Source organism: Kamptonema formosum PCC 6407, from assembly GCF_000332155.1.
Lineage (GTDB): Bacteria > Cyanobacteriota > Cyanobacteriia > Cyanobacteriales > Microcoleaceae > Kamptonema > Kamptonema formosum.
In genome coordinates this window covers 61,171-81,761 of the sequence record NZ_KB235906.1, presented here as the reverse complement: position 1 = coordinate 81,761, position 20,591 = coordinate 61,171, and the positions used below count along the sequence as shown (strand labels likewise).

The window sequence follows — 20,591 nt, the reverse complement described above, 5'->3', positions numbered from 1 at the left end:
TTGGAGAGGAGGGCGCTGGCTAGGGCTTTGGGATATATGGATGGGATGTCTAGGTGTTCGGCTCGGTAAGTGAGCAGTTTGGACAGTTCGGTGGCATCGTCGGGGGCGGTGTTTTGCCGATTGAGTGAGAGTTCGATTTCTCTGGCAATTTTTCGATGCCGCTGAGGGGGTGTCCGGTTGCGGCTCCAAGTTCGACTAGGGCGGCTAGTTGTCGGCCAGGTTCTAGGTTGCTGGTGACGATGTTATGGACTTGGGTGTATAGGTCGAATTCGGGTTCGGGTGGGGGTTGATTGTTGTTGTTGTTGCCATAGCCGTTGCCAGAGTTTCCGGGGTAGCCGTAGCTGTTGTCGCTACTGCCATTGCCAGAGTTTACGGTGTAGTCGTTGTCGCTACTACCATTGCCGTTGCGACTGCTATTGCTATTGCCATTACCGTTGCTAGAGTTTCCGGTGTAGCCGTTATCGCGATCGCGATCGCCATTACCACTGCTAGAGTTTCCGGTGTAGCCGTTATCGCGATCGCCATTGCCAGAGTTTCCGGCGTGGCTGTTGTTGCTGTTGCCATTACCGTGAATCGAGTTTCCGGTGTAGCCGCTATTGCTACTGCCATTGCCATGAATCGAGTTTGCAGCGTGGTTGTTGTGGCGATCGCCATTGCCATTACCGCTATTACCATTGCCAGGAATCGAGTTTGCAGTGTAGCCGTTATCGCGATCGCCATTGCTATTGCTAATAACGCCATTACCACTGCCATGAATTGAGTTTGCAGTGTGGTTGTAGCCGTTATTACCGCTATTGCCAATACCGTTGTTGCCACTGCTGTAGCCGTTGTTGCCACTGCCATTGCCACTAATGCTGCGATCGCCATTGCCATTACCGCCATTACCATTGCCAGGAATCGCGTTTCCAGCGTGGTTGTTGTTACCATTGCCGTTGCGATTGTAACTTTGACGGATAGGGCCGGAAACTTTGTCAAAGGTTGGCGGCAGTTGCACTCTAGCTATATTTGCTAGGGTTTTGATGGCTGTTTTGAAGTCTACGCCATCCCGAAGCATGATGTAGTCGGCCCAACTGCCTGTGGCCCGGCAGCCATAGCAGAAAAATGTGGTTTTGTCGGCTGGAACGTTGAAGGATGGGGCTTGTTCGCGGATGGTGCACAAGGGACACCAGCAGTTTTTTTCGGTTCCTTTCCAGTCTTCTAAGTCTCCGAAAAGGCTATCTGCGCTCAGTTTGGGGTAGATTTCTTGTTCGAGTATTTCTACTAAGCTTTGTCCGAAGCCGTTGTGTACGATTTTGGGGGCTGGTGCATTCCCCAAGGTGTTTGTTTTGCGCTCGAGGGGTTGGCGTTGAAAGGTTTTGGTGTCTTTACAGGGGTACAAGCCGATGGATTCGGGCCCTGGTACGGTGGGGGGATATTCTGACCATACGGTGAATTCGTATTTTTTGCCGTTGGAGCCGATGGTAGGCGGTAATAGGGTGTGACCGCCGTTTTTGGTGAGGAGTTCGCCTTCTCGGACTGTGGTGTTGGGGGTGAAGGCGAAGCCGTTGTTGGCCCCGAAGTCTTGTGGTTCTGTGAGGAAGGCGACGAGGACGCGGTAGCCGCCGGAGGGTGTTAAGAATTGGGGGGCGCTTTGGAGGATGGGGTAGGTGTTAATCCAAGCGTCGATGCGGGTTTTGAGTATTTCTGGGGTTTCGCTGGCATTAAGGTCGAAGTCGATCCAGCATAGCCAATGTTGCCCGTTCCAGCCGCCGAGGGTGCTTACGCCGTCGATGCGGTGGTCGGAGTGCCAGGTGGCGATTAGTTGTTCTTGGAGTTTGGGGTCAAGGGAGTGCCACTTTTGGTAGGGCTTCCATTCTAAGGTTTTGTAGTAGTGGCGATCGTAGTAAGCGGGTTGTTTTTCGACTTTGTTGTTGAGTAGGGACTGTTGGGGGCTGATGGGGAAGGGGGGTTTGTTGAGGCGATCTCGTACCCAGGCGATGATTTGCTGTTTGGTTTGGGGAATCTGTGTTTGAACGCTGGTTTGGGGGGTGTTGGTTGATGGGTTTTGAGATGCTGTTGAAATTTCTGTGAATTCTGACATGGTTGACGCTCCTGTGGTGTTTGGGAAGTGCGTGAGGATGAAGCCTCTTGCGGGTTATGGGATGGACAGGAGTCGGAGTTGTTGGGTGTGGTAGTTATGCTTGAGCGTGTTTGGAGGAAAGGGTGTTGAGAGTTTTGGTTGACTCCCCCAATTGGTTCCCTCCAATAGGGTGACTATTTTGCTCCTTTTGCGTTACTATTGGATTAACTAAAATGCTTTGAATTTACAGCTTGAGGAACTTGACAAGTGATTGACAAGTCTCTAGCTGAGAATGCTTACGCATTTCCGCTAATTTTGCATAACTAAAACACGGCATCAGGCAGCAGAATTGAGAGTGTGCGCGAGGGTTCAATTCACACAGCACTCCACAATCGAGTTGTCGAGATGACTCCGATCCTTTTTAACTTACTTAATGGCTATGCCCCGAATACGATTTTAGGGGCATTTTTTGTACTTAATAGCCGCGAGCGCGACCCCATAAGCAGTCCTCAAGTGGTAATTTTGCGCTCCTAATAGGCGCTACAATCGCCCCAAACTTGGTAAACCAGAAACGTTACCCAATCCGTGCAGCTTGTCTTGATAGAACTACTTAGTCTCTATCAAGAAGCTTTCGCGGGGGTCTGCGTTTCCTGCAATTCACCTTCAGTCGGTGCGGGAGTGGCATCCAACAGCCCTCTGGCAAACTGCTCGATCAGGTCACTCCGGTTAGTTCCGAGTTGTGTTGCTCGTGCATCAAGGTTTGCAACGCCTGTTGGAGTAAGGGAAATCGTAACCAGCTTTTTTATTTCATTATAAAGAGCTGGTTCTCCTTTACGGCGGTGTCCGCCCACTCCTCTTATTCTCGCCATAGATATAGCAATGTTCGCTTGGACTTCTACGATCATACCGCAGTTAAATAATTGATCGTATACAGATCCTAATATTAATTTATGTGACAGTCAAAAGTTAAGTATTGTTAAGTAAAGTCTCCCGTATGTCAATCCTCTGGTTTTTCCTCATAAAAAAGTTCGTTTATCTGTTTATTGAAGAGTTTGCAGATCGCTTGCCACGTAGCACAGTCCACTCGGTCAAACTGATTCTTTGCTAATCGTCGCACAGCACCTACATCAACATCAGCCGATTCAGCTACAGCGGAATAGGTCAGCCCCATTGCATCTATCCATTCTTGAAGCCTACATCGGATGGTGTGTTTTGCCATTACTTCATAAATTTGCTCATCTTTACCTACCTAATACCATCACAATGCCCTTGACTGATATAGCTATAGTGCTATAATGCACTAGCAACAGGTATCTAAAAGCCAGCGGTGCTGGTCTGGACAACTTTTACCGCTGGCTCAACTCTCATTAACATAGGAGCTAATTCACTATGACGCAAAATCAGGCGGTCGCACAATTCGCGATCGCTCTGCCTCAACCCAATCTCCCGCAGCAACTGGGACAGGCTAACCAATTCACCGCCATCCCAGAAAACGATCGCGCCCTCAAGCTTGTTGAACTCAAAGCGATCGCGCGATCGCCCTATCAGCTAAATTTTTTTACCCCCTTTGTGAGCTAATTCAAATCGAAAAAACAACTCTCTCAATTAGCTCACGAATTAGCTCACGAAAGTGATGAAAAAACACCGTAAACCAATCACAGTCAGGGCTTTCAACCCTAGCACAGGAACGCGCTCATGGTGGGAAAGAACAGAACTCAAACTTCTCCTCGGCGGCCGCAAGCCTATGTCAGAAGCAACATTTAAGCGAAGGCTGTCCCTCTTAGAAGAATGCCCGGAGTTCAGTCGCAAACTGCACGAGCGAAAGTTCTCAGACTTCCACAAATGGTGCTTAGTCACCCTCGAAAAATGGCTGATTGAAGCCAACTACCGCATTGACCCAGTACACAGGCGTTTAATTGAACAAGGATTGCCAACCCATGAATATTTCCAGAACAGAACTCAAAAGTGAACTCGGACTCGCCAAAGTTGCCGACATCACCAATGTCCGAAAAGCATTAGGTCAACCCAATTGGCAAAACTCACAAGTTGACGAAATTGATGCTACTGAAATCCGCCATTATTACTCGCTAGTAAGGGATGAAAAACTCTCACCTGACGATGCCATTTTACAAATAGCATCATCCCGAAACGGACGCAGTGCTTACTGCAACGAAATCGACCCAGATGCTATAGCTAAACCCTCCGATGCCAAACGAGACGAAACAGAAGATAAAGGTGCAGCCATTCAAGCACTTATTGAAGCCACACAGCAAGGCAACATTGGCCTCGCCGAAACAGGATCACAAATGGCCAAAACCAACGTGCAAGCCTTAAAAGTAGGTTACGTCACCACTTTAGTCACCGAATTATCCGACTTTGGCAACAACCTTCGCAGCAACTTAAACAGTTTATCAGAGGCAGCAGCAGCCACCCCTTTAGACTTGAGGGAAGCCAAACTTCCCACCCCCAAGTTAGCAGTACCCGTAACTTCGAGTGCCTTAGAACCTTACAAAACCACCCAACGGCAACAATCAGCAGGGCTCTGGTAGAAGCTCATACAGAACTAGGAAAAGCCCTAGCGATACAACAAAAAGTGTTAGTTGAACAGGAAAGAAATAGAGCAATTGGCATCACCAGCTTAACAATGTTGAGCGGCGTTGCAGTTGGCAACAGCACCCCAATCGGCAGTTTAGGTGGAGCCTTTATCGCCTTAGCTATTTGCCTTTCCTGTTTCCTAAAGCCTCAAAAAACAGAGCCCAAGTCCTCCAAGATTTCACCACCATCAACTGAGCTAATTATCGGTGCAACTGAAGTATTTATAGGTACAGATGGCTTAGCAATCTCTCAACAACAACAGGAGAAAACCTGAAGTATTTATAGGTACAGATGGCTTAGCAATCTCTTAACAACAACAGGAGAAAACCTGAAGTATTTATAGGTACAGATGGCTTAGCAATCTCTTAACAACAACAGGATAAATAACATGGATGTACAACCAATTCCACCCCAACCCGAATGGCAACCACCACCATATCCATTGACTTTTGAACAACAAAAAAACCGCCCTAAATTCAAACTATCGCCCCTAGCAATTCGATTGATTGCAGTTGGTGCGGTAGCACTACCTATTGCCGGAATTATCGCCTATTGGACTTTCAACAGCCAACCTCAAAAGAAAGTAGCACCAACCACCACTTTCAACCCCCAAACATTAGTCAATCAACTCGATACCAACTTCCTCCAAGACCAACAACAAATGAACCTATTTGTATGGGGTGATGGCGTAGGAGAACCCGGTCAATGGCAGCGATTAATCCTAGCAGAAGCTCAGAAAAAGACCTTCAACATTGACAAACAAAGAGAAGACAAAAAACACCCCTGTCACCGCATGAGCCGCGACGGATGTTTTGACTTAGTAGAAAGTCGCATAGAAACAGATTGGAATCAAGCAGCAATTCGACTTGACTATCCCAGAATGGCTGCTGCTTTATTTGAGTATTGTGCAGTGCTACAAGCTCGAACTGGACAAGTTTCCACCATTGCCGATGTCCAGCCTAATTTAATGATAGCAGCTATGCGGAAACTAAGGCAAAGTCGCACTCTTTATCTACAACAATCTGCTGAAGCTTTATCAGGGAAGCAAATAGAAGAACAGCGAGAAGCTGAACGAGAATTCAATCGAGAACAAGAGGTCAAACAGCCATGAAATTCAATCGAGAACAGGAGGTCAAACAGCCATGAAATTCAATCGAGAACAGGAGGTCAAACAGCCATGAATAAATGGGTACGAGCGTGCATTGCTACTGGCTGCTTTATGGGTGCATTAACTATTGGTTATCATGCCACTAAAACTCAAGATGTATTGACAGAAAGAGATGTGCAGTTGTGGCAGCAAACTGACAAGTTATACGCCACTTCTAAGCCGCCTGATTGGAAACCAATTGGCATCGCTATCGCTCTTATTAGTGTAGGAACTGGCTGCTATCACCTCTACAAAGTGTTGGAATTAGAGTCACAACAAACAACGCCTGGGCAACCAGGACAACAGCCTCCAGACTCTTCTAATAGTCCCACACCTCCCACTCAACCAATAATACCAATTGATGCAGCTAAAGGAGCAAATGACCGCAGATTAGAAGAGTTGTGGATGTTACTCAATCAACCTGAGACTAAGTGGGTTTTGTGCTTGCTTGAACCCCCTGCTTTGCTAGTAAAAGGAGGTCAAGGAGCCTTCAAAACTACCTTTGTTGGCTTCTTAATTTTACTAAGAAAATTGTACTGCGGACACAGCTTAGAAGTGAGCGACCCTCACGCTCATCAAAATGAGGATAAATGGTTCGCTTGTCGTTTAGTTGGACACCAACAAAACTATGCCGCAATTGCGGCTCAACTCTCTAATTATTACAAGCGACTCAAAACCCGCAACCTCAATTCTCCTCCTATTACTTCGGTGTGGGATGAGTACACCAATTATGCTACTCGTATCCCTGGAAATGGTGTAGAGGATTTCCTATTTTCCGTCTTATCTGATGCCAGAAAAGCTAGAGAATTTCCTATCTTAATCAGCCATACGGACAAGAAAGGTGGCACGGGTAATAGCAAGCGTACAGGCGAACATGAGATGAAAGAGGAGCAATTACTCACGCTTCATCTTAAGGCAGAAAGGGACACTTTTGGGCATCCTAGACCTGCCTTTCGAGGCTTTATTAAGGGGTATCGAGAAGACGATGATGGCAATCCCATTCGAGAGGCGGTACAGTTGCAACCTTGGATGAATTCGCAATACTTGATTCAGCTATTTCCTGAATTAAGCTATCGCGAAAAGTCGGATGTGATTTCCTCTGAATTGCCAATACCTAAACCTTGGCAACAACAACCTAATCAGCAACAATCAAGCCAACAGCAACCAAGTCAACAACAATCAAGTCAACAGCAACCAAATCAACATCAACAAAGTCAACATCAACAAAATCAACAGCAACCAAGCCAACAATCAAATCAACAGTCACCGAATAATCCTCAAATTAGTTGGGATTACTGGGTAGCCGAATCGACTGAAGAGGAAATCAATAAGCTAATTGCAGAAAGGCGATATCGCTCAGAATTTCTATCAGGAGATTGGATGGGACAAGTCCCAAACAGCGAGACGAGTCCCAAACAAACCCAACAGCCACAAAGCAATCTGAGTGAAGCGTCCCAAAGTCCCAGGGACGAGTCTCACGTCTCAAGAATGCCACCAAATCCTCCTTTTGTCCCCCCAGTTTGGCCTGTTGTTTGGGACGAGTCTCAGTTTGCCAAATACTTTCCAGATGTAACAGAGGTGGAGCTTTTTGAAGAGATTTTGAGCTACTTAGATGTTAGCAGAAATGCCAGCGATATTATCAAAAATGTGCTGCGGTGTAAGCGACATGAACCAGATTCGCATCGCTCTTATAGTAATGTGGGCAAGCCCTGTTTTTGCTACTTGATTCGTAAGTATGCTCCGCCCATTTTGATTGCTCACTTTGCTGATTTTCTTAAGTAAATTGCTTTTGATACTGACAAATAAACAGGCATAGCCAACCGTAACCAAGCGTGATAGCAGAGTGCAATCCTTTGCAAAACCTGGGCTATTGCCCAATTCTCAACTTCATTTTATAGGAGGTAAATTCCTTGACTAACAACAATAGTTCAATAGTTCATGTTCCCTTACAACCCAATTATCAAACCCAATCCCAACAAACGGTTGTGACTCGTGTTGTGGTTGTTCCTAACTATGATGCTGATAGCAATCCATGGGTGGGATATGATGCCATTTGTTTGTGGATTAAAGCATTACGCAAGTGGCCAATTCGCACAGCTAGTGTCAGTATTGGGTTGATTTGGCTATCGATTTTTGGGTTTTTCTTTGTCTGGAATGCCTTGATTTCCAGACAGCAAGTAGCGAAATCTCCAGACCCTTTTAACCCGGCTCAAGTTGGCTGGGCAGTTGGTGGTGGTTTGGGTACCCAAACTATTAACTATGCCAATACCAGCTTTTCTCCTACCTTTGCTAGTTATGGAGGGGGTCGTCAATTGACAAGAACTGAACTGCGGCAATTGCAGCGGGGTGCTCTGCAAACTGTACCTATTTCTGATAACGAATAATCAGGGAGGATGGGGCAGCAATGCCCCATTAAATTGCTATGGCATGGGCTAAATTAAGACCATCTAACGCTATCGCTTTATTGTTAATGAGTGGGTTGTTATTGCTCAATTTACGAAGCGGTTATTACTTGAAATTCGATGGGGCGTTGTTGCCAGAAACGAAGCAGAGAGTGGAGAAAGCAGGTGTGATTGCAGCCCATCAAATCAAAACTGTTTTAGCTCAAACTGCAACAGGTTGTATCAATCAAAAACCCTTCACTGTTGAACAATATGCCCAAGTCAGAGAGTTGCTAAAAACTGGAACAGCGATCGCAGAAATCGAAGCAATTATCGGTGCTGGATGTGGGATTGAACTCGATAAATTTAGCTGGACTGCTACTAATGGCAAAAAGTTAATTGTGCAATTTGAGCCTGATGGCAAGTTGAAGAGTTACACCTTTGATAAGCGGGAGATATTGACTGATGTTTGAGTTTCCTGTTGACACATCTTCTATTGTCTATTCTCCTTTATCTGGCTATCAGCACAATCCAGTCCGTTTGGACACTGCTTACCGCCGGGGGGATTTTATTACTGCTGTGGTGGTTACGGGAATCGCGATCGCTATTTTAGCACCTGGGCTTAACCAAATTTTGCAGAATTCAGTTGGAGTGTTGGTGAGAGGTGGGCAAGCTGTTCAAACAGTTCAATCAGGTCAAACAGTTCAATTAGCCGCTAATAATCAACAGGCAACAATTGCATCAGGGTTATCCGAAACTGCTCGCAGTAGCCGCATTAATTCCAACAATACCCCCAAGTTTAGCGGAAAATGGGCAACTTCTCTACAAGCGGGGGACAACGTTGCAGGATATCAAATCAGTAGTGCATTTGGGCCTCGTAAGTCACCATGTCCCGGTTGCAGTTCGATGCACTTTGGAACAGACGTGGCAACACCAATGTACACGCCTTTGTATGCGATTGGGCCAATAGGAGGAACCGTTAACGTTCGGTGTTGGGAAAATGGCCGCTGGGGTTGGGTTGCTAGCTATTCTGTAACAGAATGGGGCGTTAGTTTTGACTACCTTCATTTGCCCGTTGGAGAGTGCAAAAGCGGTCTTCAAAAAGTAGGCACAGTCATCGCTAAATCGGGTACGGCGGGTACGGGACCGCACCTTCATTTTCAACAGCGTTCGGGTGGCACTGATGGCGAAAAAGTACCGCCAATAGCCGGGTTTATCCAGATGACAATAACTAGTAAATTGCCAGAGGACAGCCAATGACAATTTACAAAACTAAACATCGAGATGAATTTGATTTTAGGCTGGTTACTTGGGGAGTTATTGCACTGACGGTAGCATATATTCTAGTGCCGCCAGTCATCCAATCTGAACCAGCACAGCAGTTAATTAGTGCTGCTCAAATTACGGCTGATAAAGTTACGGGAAAAACACAAAAAGATGCTACTAATATATCAACTAATAAAGCTGAAGCAGCTTTAAAACTTGCTTTCGGTTTCGAGGGAAGCTGTCAGAATTTGGGTAACGACAGCGGCAACTGGTTTCAAGGACAAAAAGGCTTTACTTGCATGGGAATTATTCCTAGCGTCGGTTGGAATCATCGGAATGATTTACTATCTGATTTGGGTGCAGGATTTAACGGTCATCCATCCATGTTTGTGAAGTTTGCTTATGATAAGAATCCCTTGGCATTCAAGACTGCGGCGGCTGAAATTTACAAACAGGATTATTTTGCACCTGGTGGCTGTGCTGAGTTGCCTCAGCCTGCTTTTGAAGTATGTGCCGATATTGCTATTAATTCGGGGGTGGGGAGGTCGAGACAATATTTGAGGGAAATTGGCAATATTGCTGACCCGAAACAACTAGCGAGGGCGCTTAATGAACGACATCGACAAGACTACATTCGGTGGAGTGTACCGGGTAATAAAGATTCAGTTTTCCGTGCTGGTTGGCTCAGTCGAGCCGATAGGCGGGATAGGTATATTGATAAGTTTTAAGCTGGTGTGTGGGCGCTGTCAAGAACCCAACTTAAAACTCGGACTGGTTAAGGCTGTTTACTATTGCAGGTAGTTACAGTTAAAGCTGCCTAAAAAATTCCCGCCTCGGAACTCGCTTTTTGCAGCTATTTTTGTCAATGTCTCGAAACAAGGGCGGTAGCCGTTTTAATGCAGTAGTTGCAGTTCAGTTGTCTGGTTAAATGGAATGGCGTGCTACTGCTGTTAATAACTAATCCAGTTCAATCGAATGGCGTGCTACTGTGGTTTACAACTAATCCAGTTCAATTTCTTGAATGCGTTGTTTTTGGTGTTGGCTATTTTGTTTATAAGTTAGCTGTTCTCGCTCAATTAGCTGTTTTTGCTCAATTAATTGTATCCAGATATCATTCCAACTTGACTGTGGATTGGCAATTTCTGCATTCGGAAGCAGCGCGAGTACATTTTGAGCAAGCAGAGAATCTTCTGCTATTGCTATAATAACGGTATCGAGTTCTTGTAAGAATTGTCTAGGCAGTTGTGAAGCTCGTTCAATTCCTATGTAAATTGTGGGTGGTACAGTTGCAAAGTTATTCGGGTTGTTTTCCCGTTCAATAAGCAGAATTGAAAGGGTTTCAATTGGATTACAGGCAATCATTGCTCGCTCAATTTCCCCCGTGGTTGTTACCCAGAACGTAGCTTCAGATGGCAGAGTATGGGTTGTAGTAAAGTTGCCGATTTCATCCAGAACGAAAGCTTCACAGGTTTCTCCGTATAGTGTCTGCTTCGTAAAGACAGCTTTGGCTTCGCTATCGGCATATAGCCAAGAATGAGAGTGCAATAAATCGAGCAATTTTAAAGGCAAACTGTACTCTTTGGCTAGATGCGAGCGCACTCTTGTCCACTGAATTTCATTACTTTCTGGCAAGATTGAGAGTTGTAATTCTAATTCATTTGCTATTGCAGGAGTTACAGGTGCGGTTGCTCTTACCTCAGATTGTAATGACTCTAATTCATTTGCTCTTACCTCAGATTGTAACGACTCTAACTCATTTGCTTGAGCTTCACCCCTAGCATTGGCTAAGTTTTGTCGCTGCATTAAAGCTTCAATTAGGGCGTTATCTCGCCCTTGGTCATAGCTAACGCCTCGATGCTTCTGCAATCCTGAAAAAGTGTAAGCTTTACCTAAGTGAGTACCGCTAAAAGCAACTCCATCTAATTTGTAAGAAATGCCTTTACTCAACCCAGTTCGAGTTAGTCTAACTTGCACCTCTACACTTTGTTGTTGCAACTGCTCAACTAATTCTGGCATAGTTGGCTTGTCTTGAGTAACTTCATCAATTAGGTCTTGCAATTGCACTCTGACACTCTTATTTCCCTTGCTTTGTAAGTACCTGTGTTCTCCAGTAGTCGGAGCTCGCTTATCTAATTCCCAACTGGGTGCAATAGTTTCTAAATTGTAGTCCTGTTCAAGCTGGCGGATTACTTCTTGGCTTTTGTAGTAATCCCAGCTATCATCAACGACACTTCCATCTAGGCAAATGCGACTGGCGACAATGTGAATGTGGTCATGGTCTGTATCGTTGTGCTTGACAACTGCATACTGGTTGTTGTCAAATTCCATTGCTTTCATGTAGTCGGCTGCGATTGCCAGCCAACGCTGCTCATTTTTTACAGAATCTTCTAGTTTCTGAGTGCTTGCGACTGATAAAGTGGCGTGAAATACTGCTACTTTCAGGTTAGGTCTTAGTGGTCTGGCAATTGCAAATTCAGCAGCAAGTTCTTCAGGTGTTTGTCCACACATAGTACCACCAATTAAATCGGCATCTTTTTTGCCGAGCACATAGTTCAGACAGCCACGAAAGCCTGTACCTTTGATTTGTTTGCCAATCATAGCCGTTTCACAGTAGATTTATTACATCAATTGCTGAGGCTTATTAAGAATTAGCGGACTGTAGATTTGGTGAGGTTGGCAACTATTGTTTTAATTGCAGTTTGGTTCTCTCGAATAAGTTGCTGTACATTTTCTAAGAGTCCTCTATTAACAATAACGGGTTCTCCCAATACCAGAGCACTATTGCAAGCTTTTTTCATCTGATTGAGGTTGTTTCCGGCAATTTTAAGTTGAGCATTAATTTGGCATAAAACTTGATAGGCTTTCAAATCAAATACAGATAGAGGGTGTGGCATAGTTCTCCTCAAAGCTGCACGACGCATGAAGTCGCTCATACTCAAGTTTACTTGGTGAGCTAGTGTTTGAATTTCGCTGTAATCGGAGTCAGTCAAGCGGATGTGGATATGGTTTGATAGCCGTTCTTTGGGTCTGACTTTCGGTAAATTTTTCATAGCTTTTAATCGGTAATCACTGTTTGTAAATATATAAGTTAACAACTGTAATTGAACACCGCTATTGTGGGTGATTTTATCCCCCCCAATTGGAGAGGGCTATTAGGATTTATTAAAGTAGAGATTGACTACGATAATTTCCTTTAATTGTATAAATTGTTCATGGAGGTGCGATCGCTTGCCCTCTGGCTCCGGCGATGGTAGTCACAAGCGAGCAAAAAGCTGGTGGTAGTGGTGGGTTCTATGCGCGAGGCTCAAGCCCGTCGATAGGCATCTAAATTTATCAGGACTTACGCAAAGGAACGTATTTTGTCATGGCAAGGCTTGTACAAGCTGAAGTCAAGCACAGCGCGTCAAACTTGATCGTGGTTGTTTGCGATCGCGGGAAGTCGATTCGTAGCAGCTCTGTTTGAAGTCAGTACACTCACCGCACTGTCCCAAGTTGAGATGATCTATGGGTAGGGCAACAACTGTCCTACCGCCCAATGTTGCGCGAGCCGATGGTGCGAGCATACATTATCTATGCCGGGGTCAGAATGATAATTTTTGTGCAATTGGAGCCGACTGTGCGATCGCTTTATGCGAAAAAACGGAGCATTATTGTGTTGAGACAATATTCAGTTAACTTGTAGTACAAACAGTTACAATTGTCATTAAAGCTTAAAAAAGTATTAAACCTGACCTTGCGGTTAGGCTTCCGCATTCATGAGGGTGCATTATTTTTATTTCTGCACTTTAAAGTACGATTTGTGATCACAAAAACATTGCTTGCTACCGTCCATCTCTGCTTTTTGTGCAAGCTTTCTACCTTGCATAAATTTGCATAAATTTGCATAAATTTGAGTTTTTATGAGTTTTTTGTTGCTAATTAAGCCAAAAACAGCGAACACTTCAATTTGCCGCTTGCACAAATTTATTCAAAAAAACTCAAATTTATGCAGAAAAACTCAAAAAAACTCACTTGAGAAAAGTGAATTTTGAGGGTTTTTCCCGTCCTGGTACGCTTAAGAATTATTTAAGATTTTTACAACAAACTCTGCAATTATGAATTGAAGCAATGGAAATTGCAATTGATTCAAAACAGGCTCAAGATTGATAATTTGCTCTCAATCTTGAGTAAGCCGAATTAATCGAATAGGTTGTTTTGAGCAAACCGAACTAATTGAATAGACTGTCTTGAGTAAGCCGAACTAATCGAATAGACTGTCTTGAGCAAGCCGAACTAATTGAATAGACTGTCTTGAGTAAGCCGAACTAATTGAATAGACTGTTAAGATTGCCTAAAAGATTGCCCCCCAGTTATTCGCTATGCAGCTATTCGTATCAATCTTCGGAACAAGGGCGGTAGCCGCTTTATAGCAAGAGTTGTAGTTCAGTTGGCTTGTGCGTGACCGTTGCTCTTGCAGCCATCCACCAAGCCTGTTGGTGTTCTATTACATTGGGTACGACTGTTTCCAGCATAGATATCTGCGGGTTCATACAGTGAGGAGCCTGTTTTTAAGTTCGCCTTCTGCCAAACGTTGCTCCCGCACTCGACCTACTCTCAGTGCGTCAATCAAGCTCCAGCTTGGCGTAGAGTTCTGGATCGTTCTTGGCAGCTTGAGGGACGCTCATGGTACATGGGTGCGATCGCTTGGCCTCTGACAATACCCTCTCTTTCAGACCAGACATAATTTCCGAATAGCGAATAAACCAGATGTGGTGACTTTAATTTCCCGCAAGGCTGAGTTGAAGGTAATTGCCATGTAGCGAGTACAGCAATTGCTTGCGCGCACTTCAGAAACTTAGCTGCAACGCTTGCTACCGTCCATCCCTCGTTTTTATACAAGTGAAGAATAGACGACTTTAATTTCACAATTGGGCTGTTTTGGGCGATCGCTCCTTGTGATAAACCAGCACAGGTACCCGTTTGTAAGCAGGCGTACCAGAGCGTGTTTCTGTTTTTGCCTTAAAAATGACATTCACTTCGGGATAGAACATCAACGCTGCACCTGACCGCACAGCACCGTAAATCACTTCGATATTGTCGAGTTTGTCAGCATCACCCTGTACAGTAACGCGATCGTGTTCTGCTAACCCAATTTTCTCGGCATCCAGACGATTCATTAAAATGCAGTGACGGTGCGGCATCCCTCGATACTTGTCACCAATTTTGTAAACCACCGTATTGTGTTGAGAATAGCTGCGTCCGGTCATCAATGCTAGAACCAGACTATTGGCAGGTTCTTCCATACCAAACTCGCTAACATCTGGTAAAGTCAGTGTTGGCAACGGAGTCGTAAACATTTTCGCCTTGCCCGATGGCGTTTTGAAGTGGGGTTCGGTGACAATGCGTCCAGAGATAGTAAACTCTTCTTTCGTATCATCGATCGCCCCAATCTTTTCGTAACCAGGAATAGTTCTGGCAATCAACTGCCGCACGTAGCGAGTATCCTGTAGTTTGCGCCACTCGACGGGATACTCACCTAGCAACCGATGAGCCAATTCTGTCAGAAATTCAACTTCTGAAATCAAATCGGCATCTTTCAAGTGGGTTGTGCCTTCATCATTGAGCCGCACAAAGTTATTACCCGATTCCACCGTCGTTTTGTGTGGGTTTTCAAATCGATTGAGGACGGGAATGACGATCGTATTGGTTTTTGCCAGTCCATTAAAGTGTCCAATGTTGGGTTTGGTCGCGAGATAGATAATGGTGTCAATATTGCCCAACGCTCGTTTCGCCTGTGCTGAATCGGGATTGGCACTATAGAGATTGCCACCCACACAGAGCAAACTATCGACTTTCCCGGCAACTGCCGCTTCGATCAGGTCACGGGTGTGGTAGCCTTTCGGTAAATTGAGCGATCGCCCCAACAACTGCTCTAATGCTAGCTTGATCTCTTCTTTGAGCTTCACCGTCACACCCATCGAGCCAAAGCCCTGCACGTTGGAATGTCCCCGCACTGGCATCACTCCGGCTCCCATTTTGGCGATCTGTCCACTGATTAGGGCGGTATTGGCAATGCTGTAAACGTTATCAACCCCATTGGTGTGTTGCGTAATGCCCATCGCCCATCCAAAGACAACCCTTTTAGATGTGCCAATTATCTGGGCAGCGGTTTCAATTTCCGATTGGGAAACGCCGCAAGTTGCAGTCAGGGTGTCCCAGTCGAGCGATCGCGCTTGTTCCAATACAGCTTGCCAGCCTTCAGTGTGCGCTTGCAGGAAAGCCCGATCTACATACCCCTGTTCCATCAGTGCTTTCTGAATGCCGACAAATAATGCAACATCACTACCAGGAATCGGCTGAAGATAGAGCGAAGCAATGTCTGAACCGGGAATCAGAGATTTAATGGGGAAGGCGGGAGAGCCAAATTTGACCAAGCCAATTTCCATCACGGGATTAATTACAATCACCCTGCCGCCGCGATCGCGCAGTTTAATCAACTCATTCATTAAACGAGGATGATTATAGGAGGAATTGGCTCCCGCTAATACAACACAATCTGCCTGCTTCAGGCTCTCCAGACTAACAATCGAGGTATTAGTACCAAACATCTCCTTCAGTGCGGTGGTGGAAGGTGCATGGCATAGATCCGAACAATCCGCCAAGTTATTTGATCCCAATGTTCGCAACATCAATTGGAGCAGAAACGCAGCTTCGTTGGAGCCACGCCCAGAACTGTAAGAGGCGACTCGTTCTGGTGGTTTTTGGAACGCAGCCGTAGCAATTGCATAGATTTCCTCCCAGGAAATCCGCTCGTAGCGATCGCTACCTGCTCGATGAATCACTGGAAAACTCCACCGTCCCAGGCGATCCGCTTCCATAGAAGTTAACCGTTGTAATTGGGCGATCGAGTGAGTATCGAAGAATTCTTCTCGAATGGCCGGTTTAATCTCGGCTGAAATTGCCTCAACGCTTTTCATGCAGCGTTGCAGTTTTTCGCCTTCTTCGTTCGTAAACCCTCCCTTTTGTCCGCCAGTGCCCCAGGAACATGACAGGCAAGCACTGTGGTGGAATAAAGTTTTCCACAGCGGGGGCCCTTCTGGTGATAACGTATGCTCTGCCCAGTATTCAATGACGGGCAACCCTCCCCCTATTTCTGGTGTATTCTGATTCGTTTCAGAAAAAAGTGGTTTGGGTTGAGGGTCGGTATTCATGTTACGAAGGCAATGTACTTTACCTGTGCAACGTAGCGTAGTTTACGGTGTGGGAGAATTGCTCATTGGGTAGATTTTAGCGATCGCGACCTCAAATCTCATTCAGAAGCGTATCCACAGACATTAGTTTGATAGCCTGAACACACCAGCCTTGCTGTTTTAAAGCCAATTTGTGATCACAAAAACATTGCTTGCTACCGCTCATCCCTGCTCTTTTCCTTACTTTCCAAGCAGGCATAAATTTGCATAAATTTGCATAAATTTGAGTGTTTTGCTGCAAATACTGCCTCGACTTCAGCTAATAATTCAAGCTGAGCTTGCATAGTTTTACTCATGAAAACTCACAAGAACTCAAATTTATGCAAATTTATGCAAAAAAAATCATGAAAACTCAGTCCTAAAAAGTTAATTTTGAGGTTTTTTTCTGTTCCGGTACACTTAAGACTTATTTAATAATTCATTGGATATCAATCTATCGGACAAAGGCGGTAGCCGTTTTCTCTTCTTGAGTTGCAGTACAGGGAGGCTCCCGTTTGATTGAATGCAGTGCTACCGCACTTTTGTACAATACAAGTGAAGTGGAAGAGTATTTTTTTCGGGCTGCCAGAATGCTCATGCAGAGCGATCGATTATGTGGTGAATTTACAAAATATTCCCCAACCTTTTGAAGGGGCCATTCCAATCACTCCTGAAATCTTTGAAACCTAGAGCTGGCAAGGCTTTTCAGCCTATATTGCCGGATTTGCAAGGATCTCGCCTCAAGGCCGAGTGGTTTGCGGTGAAAGGTATCTATGCAAGCGCATTCACGGCACTTAAGGGCGTTTACACCGCTCAAGATGATGCTGGTTTAAGCGATCGCCTTACTGCTCAAAAACAGTTACTAGAAACATTAGAAGAGGCACGAATGATGATGCTGAGAGTGAAAAAATTGCTTACATTGAAACGGTTGTGTCTTATTTGCTTGGGATGACAATGGATGAGGAAGCAATCGAAGAACTCATTGAGGAGGAGCTAAATCAGGTAGACGTTGCTCAATGGACACCTAACTTGATTTGGGCTGCTGTCGATTCTGATTGCCAGATTCATCGGTTGTCCAAAGCGAAAAAGCAGGCTGTACTAGAATCGACAGAACTTTATCAGGATCAGTAGTTTTAGCGGTCATACAATCAATTTGTCAGCGGTCATTAAGACCGCTTTTTTGTTAGCTGATAGTAAAAATAGATTGAGCGCTCATAAAATGTTTTTGAGAGTATTGTTTGCGAATAAGTATCAAATCTTTATAGTTTGTTAAATATTCTTAATATTAATTCATATGAAAAAAGGGGGAGTACCCCTTGACACGCATCTATCTAAAGAAATAGAGTATATCTGTCGAAAGATAGAGAAAAGTTGGTGAATTCATTGATGTCAGCTTTGACGAATTCAAATCTCTGCCCAACCTCTATACCCAACCCAAAAACAGAACAATCGCTCTCTTGTCTTTGCAACAAGTTATTTTGACGCTGATCTGGAAGAATGCAAACCACAAGTAGCCAAAGTTAGTCAACTGCATTAATTTGCAACTAATTAATAAAGGTTAGGTGTTTTAATGTTTACAATCAAAGGCATAAAGTTTTTTGTAATATTTTTTGCAGTCATCACATTTGTAATGTGTACACAATTGCTGGGTTTGACACAAATACAGCCCGGATCGTTTCCAGATGTAGGATACAATCCTCCTCCTAACTGGGATAGTCCTAAGTTTGTCTTAAGCCAGGCTTACCCTAAAAAACAGCCTACAGGGGAAGAGTATCCTTGGAAGAGTATTGATTTCCGAACTTCACCTCGTGAATACATGATGGCTATTCTAAATTATTCATACGAGGGTAATTTGGAAAATGATTTTGTAGTTCAAAATAACCCTACTCGCAAATGGTTTCATGCTCCTTGGCTTCACTGGGAAGAGGATAAAGAGGGTAAGCGTGCGCGTGAGTTTGTTCATGGTTTGACACTTGAACGTAGTTCACGTCCCTTTGAGTTATCTGCAACCCAAACACAAAAATATAGAAATTATGCCGTTGGTTTTTACAACGAAGCTGGAGGATTTACTCTAGGACAAGTATGGGCAAATCCTAACCAACCCAATCCCGACAAAGCAAATTTTCCAGAAGGCACTGTTTCTTACAAACTTCTATTTACCACAGCACCTATTTCGGAAGTTCCTTATCTTGATGGCGCACCTGAGTGGGTTGCAGATATCGATCGCAGCAAAGATGTTGATACGATCCGAGCCACCAAAGTTAGATTGTTGCAAATTGATATTGCAGTACGTGATAAAAGGTCGCTATCTGGAGGCTGGATATTCGGAACTTTTCAATATGATTCGAGCATACAAGCTGATTCACCTTGGAAACGGGTTCGTCCACTTACTTTGATGTGGGGTAACGATCCAAACTTAACTCAATCAATGTATGAGGCGGGGCAGACTCCTAAAGAGTCATGGGTTGACTCAGAAGCCCCAGTAGTAAAATACCGATCTAATCCACCTGTAGGAATTAATGCTCCTAAAACTTTAGGATGGGCTGGGCGAGGTAATGGGCCTGTAGATAATCCTCTTTCTTCCTGCCTTAGCTGTCATTCAACAGCACAATGGCCAAAGAGATCTGACATGACTCCACCGGAAAAGCTTACTCAATTGGCAAAACTTTTTTGGTTCCGAAATCTTGGGGTGAATGAACCATTTGACTCAGGAACAAAATCTCTTGACTTTTCATTACAACTGGCAGTTGGAATTCAAAATCTACATAAGTCTCAAGAGACTCAAGAACACAGATTTTCAAGAGAGGATGAAAATAATTAGTTGCTTAAAAACAAGTTCTTACAACCCATATGTTGTAAAGATATGTAATGCTGATGCCTAAGTAGCGCGATTTTGTACCTTGCACACACAAGCTGGGAAATACGCAAGGGAAAACCTGTGACTTCCGGTATAAAGTGGCCGAGGTGGTCACTTTATGCTGGAAAAGATCAGAGGTCAAGATATACTTGACAAACCATATTCGAGTACAGAACTGCCACAAAGCAATCGCTATGGCAGCTATTAAGAACCAACCGGATCGCGTTGCGGTTGGCGTTGACCGACGCGACGAGACTTTTTCTTGGGCGCAGATTCGAGCGCCGGAGCCTCTGTGGTGTCAAAAGTTTCAGTCGGGATAACTGACGAGATAGCCGTAATTGAATCAGTTGGGTTAGATTCAGGTACTAATCCCACTGATGTTACGACTACTACAAAGGTCAGGTTCTTCTAAGAAGTAATGCCTGCCAGCAATAACCGTAAGTTGCATCCTTCACGCAGGAGAGCAACTTTTTGTGAGAAGAAACAACACCACAATTGTTACTGAGGGCTACAAAAAGCTTTATATTTTAACCTTTATATTTCCTATTATTCCCTTTTATTTCCTAATATCTCCTACTTGTCCCTCAAAAATCCTAAATTTTCCTCCAATTTTCACAAATTTTAATTAAGTTAAATAAACTTTCGCGGCTTTAACATTGATTTTTTGTACTCGGACACCTCTTAAATCCTCGTAGTTAGAGTGCTAGTCGCATAGCAAGCCATGTCAAATAGACGTTATAGGGGGTAAAAATGAGCACTATGAGCAAATTAGGGGTTTTTGCTAGACTACGATGAGAACTGTTGGAAGTTGGAGTTAGCGATCGCACACGACAACAGCCAAGGGCTAATTGGGATTATTATAAAAGCTGGGTATCGCGCAGGACTTGCACTCACGCTCACTCTGGAAGCCAAGGCAAGAAAGTTTGATGGGGCAGTTTGGACTTTGATAGAACTGTGCTCCTGCCAGTCGCTCTTGAAGCCAGGAGCAAGCCAGTTGGTACTCATGACGACACTGGGTACTCCTTGACCACATTGTACTGCAAACCAGTTCGTGCAGTGGGGTCGGAACCTCTAAAAT

At 44.6% G+C, this 20,591-nt stretch carries 23 protein-coding genes; 14 read left to right on the top strand and 9 right to left on the bottom strand.

What is annotated here, in order from left to right; translation table 11 throughout:
- Nucleotides 1–49 precede the first annotated feature (49 nt).
- From OSCIL6407_RS35715 to OSCIL6407_RS31430, 3 genes are all read right to left on the bottom strand, one after another.
- Nucleotides 50–2,080: a CHC2 zinc finger domain-containing protein gene (locus OSCIL6407_RS35715; protein WP_019487994.1), complete on the bottom strand. Its 2,031-nt coding sequence runs from the start codon at nucleotides 2,078–2,080 to the stop codon at nucleotides 50–52.
- Nucleotides 2,081–2,679: 599 nt separating this feature from the next.
- Nucleotides 2,680–2,964: a hypothetical protein gene (locus OSCIL6407_RS0128615; RefSeq protein ID WP_007354166.1), complete on the bottom strand. Its 285-nt coding sequence runs from the start codon at nucleotides 2,962–2,964 to the stop codon at nucleotides 2,680–2,682.
- A gap of 92 nt (nucleotides 2,965–3,056) precedes the next feature.
- The gene (locus OSCIL6407_RS31430; protein ID WP_019487993.1) at nucleotides 3,057–3,278 is read right to left on the bottom strand and encodes a helix-turn-helix domain-containing protein; all 222 of its coding nucleotides are present in this window, start codon (nucleotides 3,276–3,278) and stop codon (nucleotides 3,057–3,059) included.
- A gap of 170 nt (nucleotides 3,279–3,448) precedes the next feature.
- Between OSCIL6407_RS31430 and OSCIL6407_RS0128605 the strand changes: the two genes are divergently transcribed.
- The 10 genes from OSCIL6407_RS0128605 (at nucleotide 3,449) to OSCIL6407_RS0128565 (ending at nucleotide 10,176) form a co-directional block, all read left to right on the top strand.
- On the top strand, nucleotides 3,449–3,637 hold the full coding sequence (locus tag OSCIL6407_RS0128605) for a hypothetical protein (RefSeq protein WP_007354168.1): 189 nt from the start codon (nucleotides 3,449–3,451) through the stop codon (nucleotides 3,635–3,637).
- A 55-nt stretch (nucleotides 3,638–3,692) separates the two neighbouring features.
- A complete protein-coding gene (locus tag OSCIL6407_RS33100; RefSeq protein ID WP_007354169.1) occupies nucleotides 3,693–4,028 on the top strand; it encodes a hypothetical protein in 336 nt (111 codons plus the stop codon).
- Nucleotides 3,997–4,608, top strand: a complete 612-nt coding sequence (locus tag OSCIL6407_RS0128600; RefSeq protein ID WP_007354170.1) for a hypothetical protein — start codon at nucleotides 3,997–3,999, stop codon at nucleotides 4,606–4,608. Before OSCIL6407_RS33100 ends, OSCIL6407_RS0128600 begins: the two co-directional genes overlap by 32 nt.
- Before the next feature lie 44 nt (nucleotides 4,609–4,652).
- Nucleotides 4,653–4,928, top strand: coding sequence for a hypothetical protein (locus tag OSCIL6407_RS0128595; RefSeq protein ID WP_007354171.1), 276 nt, complete (start codon nucleotides 4,653–4,655; stop codon nucleotides 4,926–4,928).
- A 114-nt stretch (nucleotides 4,929–5,042) separates the two neighbouring features.
- Nucleotides 5,043–5,765 (top strand): hypothetical protein, encoded by a 723-nt coding sequence (locus OSCIL6407_RS0128590; protein ID WP_007354172.1) that lies wholly within the window; start codon nucleotides 5,043–5,045, stop codon nucleotides 5,763–5,765.
- A gap of 66 nt (nucleotides 5,766–5,831) precedes the next feature.
- Entirely contained in the window at nucleotides 5,832–7,583 is a 1,752-nt protein-coding gene (locus OSCIL6407_RS31990; RefSeq protein ID WP_019487992.1) for a hypothetical protein, read from the top strand.
- A 128-nt stretch (nucleotides 7,584–7,711) separates the two neighbouring features.
- Entirely contained in the window at nucleotides 7,712–8,185 is a 474-nt protein-coding gene (locus tag OSCIL6407_RS0128580; protein WP_007358325.1) for a hypothetical protein, read from the top strand.
- A 38-nt stretch (nucleotides 8,186–8,223) separates the two neighbouring features.
- Nucleotides 8,224–8,655, top strand: a complete 432-nt coding sequence (locus OSCIL6407_RS0128575; protein ID WP_007358324.1) for a hypothetical protein — start codon at nucleotides 8,224–8,226, stop codon at nucleotides 8,653–8,655.
- Complete coding sequence (locus tag OSCIL6407_RS0128570; protein ID WP_007358323.1) at nucleotides 8,648–9,442, top strand: M23 family metallopeptidase; 795 nt, start codon at nucleotides 8,648–8,650, stop codon at nucleotides 9,440–9,442. Before OSCIL6407_RS0128575 ends, OSCIL6407_RS0128570 begins: the two co-directional genes overlap by 8 nt.
- Nucleotides 9,439–10,176, top strand: coding sequence for a glycosyl hydrolase 108 family protein (locus OSCIL6407_RS0128565; RefSeq protein ID WP_007358322.1), 738 nt, complete (start codon nucleotides 9,439–9,441; stop codon nucleotides 10,174–10,176). The genes OSCIL6407_RS0128570 and OSCIL6407_RS0128565 overlap by 4 nt, the downstream gene beginning before the upstream one ends.
- A 271-nt stretch (nucleotides 10,177–10,447) precedes the next feature.
- Here OSCIL6407_RS0128565 and OSCIL6407_RS0128560 read toward each other — a convergent pair whose 3' ends face one another.
- From OSCIL6407_RS0128560 to OSCIL6407_RS35710, 5 genes are all read right to left on the bottom strand, one after another.
- Nucleotides 10,448–12,046: a relaxase/mobilization nuclease domain-containing protein gene (locus OSCIL6407_RS0128560; protein ID WP_019487991.1), complete on the bottom strand. Its 1,599-nt coding sequence runs from the start codon at nucleotides 12,044–12,046 to the stop codon at nucleotides 10,448–10,450.
- Nucleotides 12,047–12,096: 50 nt separating this feature from the next.
- Complete coding sequence (locus OSCIL6407_RS0128555) at nucleotides 12,097–12,498, bottom strand: plasmid mobilization protein (protein WP_007354619.1); 402 nt, start codon at nucleotides 12,496–12,498, stop codon at nucleotides 12,097–12,099.
- A gap of 1,353 nt (nucleotides 12,499–13,851) precedes the next feature.
- Nucleotides 13,852–13,977: a hypothetical protein gene (locus tag OSCIL6407_RS38630; protein ID WP_015211696.1), complete on the bottom strand. Its 126-nt coding sequence runs from the start codon at nucleotides 13,975–13,977 to the stop codon at nucleotides 13,852–13,854.
- A gap of 372 nt (nucleotides 13,978–14,349) precedes the next feature.
- The gene (locus OSCIL6407_RS0128540; protein WP_007354616.1) at nucleotides 14,350–16,638 is read right to left on the bottom strand and encodes an FdhF/YdeP family oxidoreductase; all 2,289 of its coding nucleotides are present in this window, start codon (nucleotides 16,636–16,638) and stop codon (nucleotides 14,350–14,352) included.
- Nucleotides 16,639–16,832: 194 nt separating this feature from the next.
- Nucleotides 16,833–16,973, bottom strand: coding sequence for a hypothetical protein (locus tag OSCIL6407_RS35710; RefSeq protein ID WP_155523440.1), 141 nt, complete (start codon nucleotides 16,971–16,973; stop codon nucleotides 16,833–16,835).
- A gap of 362 nt (nucleotides 16,974–17,335) precedes the next feature.
- Between OSCIL6407_RS35710 and OSCIL6407_RS0128530 the strand changes: the two genes are divergently transcribed.
- From OSCIL6407_RS0128530 to OSCIL6407_RS0128520, 3 genes are all read left to right on the top strand, one after another.
- Nucleotides 17,336–17,608, top strand: coding sequence for a hypothetical protein (locus tag OSCIL6407_RS0128530; protein ID WP_007354613.1), 273 nt, complete (start codon nucleotides 17,336–17,338; stop codon nucleotides 17,606–17,608).
- Nucleotides 17,587–17,787 (top strand): hypothetical protein, encoded by a 201-nt coding sequence (locus tag OSCIL6407_RS0128525; protein WP_234708728.1) that lies wholly within the window; start codon nucleotides 17,587–17,589, stop codon nucleotides 17,785–17,787. Before OSCIL6407_RS0128530 ends, OSCIL6407_RS0128525 begins: the two co-directional genes overlap by 22 nt.
- Before the next feature lie 439 nt (nucleotides 17,788–18,226).
- Nucleotides 18,227–19,477 carry a hypothetical protein gene (locus tag OSCIL6407_RS0128520; protein ID WP_019487987.1) on the top strand — a complete coding sequence of 417 codons (1,251 nt, stop codon included), beginning with the start codon at nucleotides 18,227–18,229 and terminating at the stop codon, nucleotides 19,475–19,477.
- Between the two features lie 240 nt (nucleotides 19,478–19,717).
- On the opposite strand, the gene OSCIL6407_RS35705 is transcribed toward OSCIL6407_RS0128520, so the two are convergent.
- Nucleotides 19,718–19,888, bottom strand: coding sequence for a hypothetical protein (locus OSCIL6407_RS35705; protein ID WP_007354609.1), 171 nt, complete (start codon nucleotides 19,886–19,888; stop codon nucleotides 19,718–19,720).
- Between the two features lie 403 nt (nucleotides 19,889–20,291).
- Between OSCIL6407_RS35705 and OSCIL6407_RS35040 the strand changes: the two genes are divergently transcribed.
- A complete protein-coding gene (locus tag OSCIL6407_RS35040) occupies nucleotides 20,292–20,540 on the top strand; it encodes a hypothetical protein (protein WP_019487985.1) in 249 nt (82 codons plus the stop codon).
- Nucleotides 20,541–20,591 lie beyond the last annotated feature (51 nt).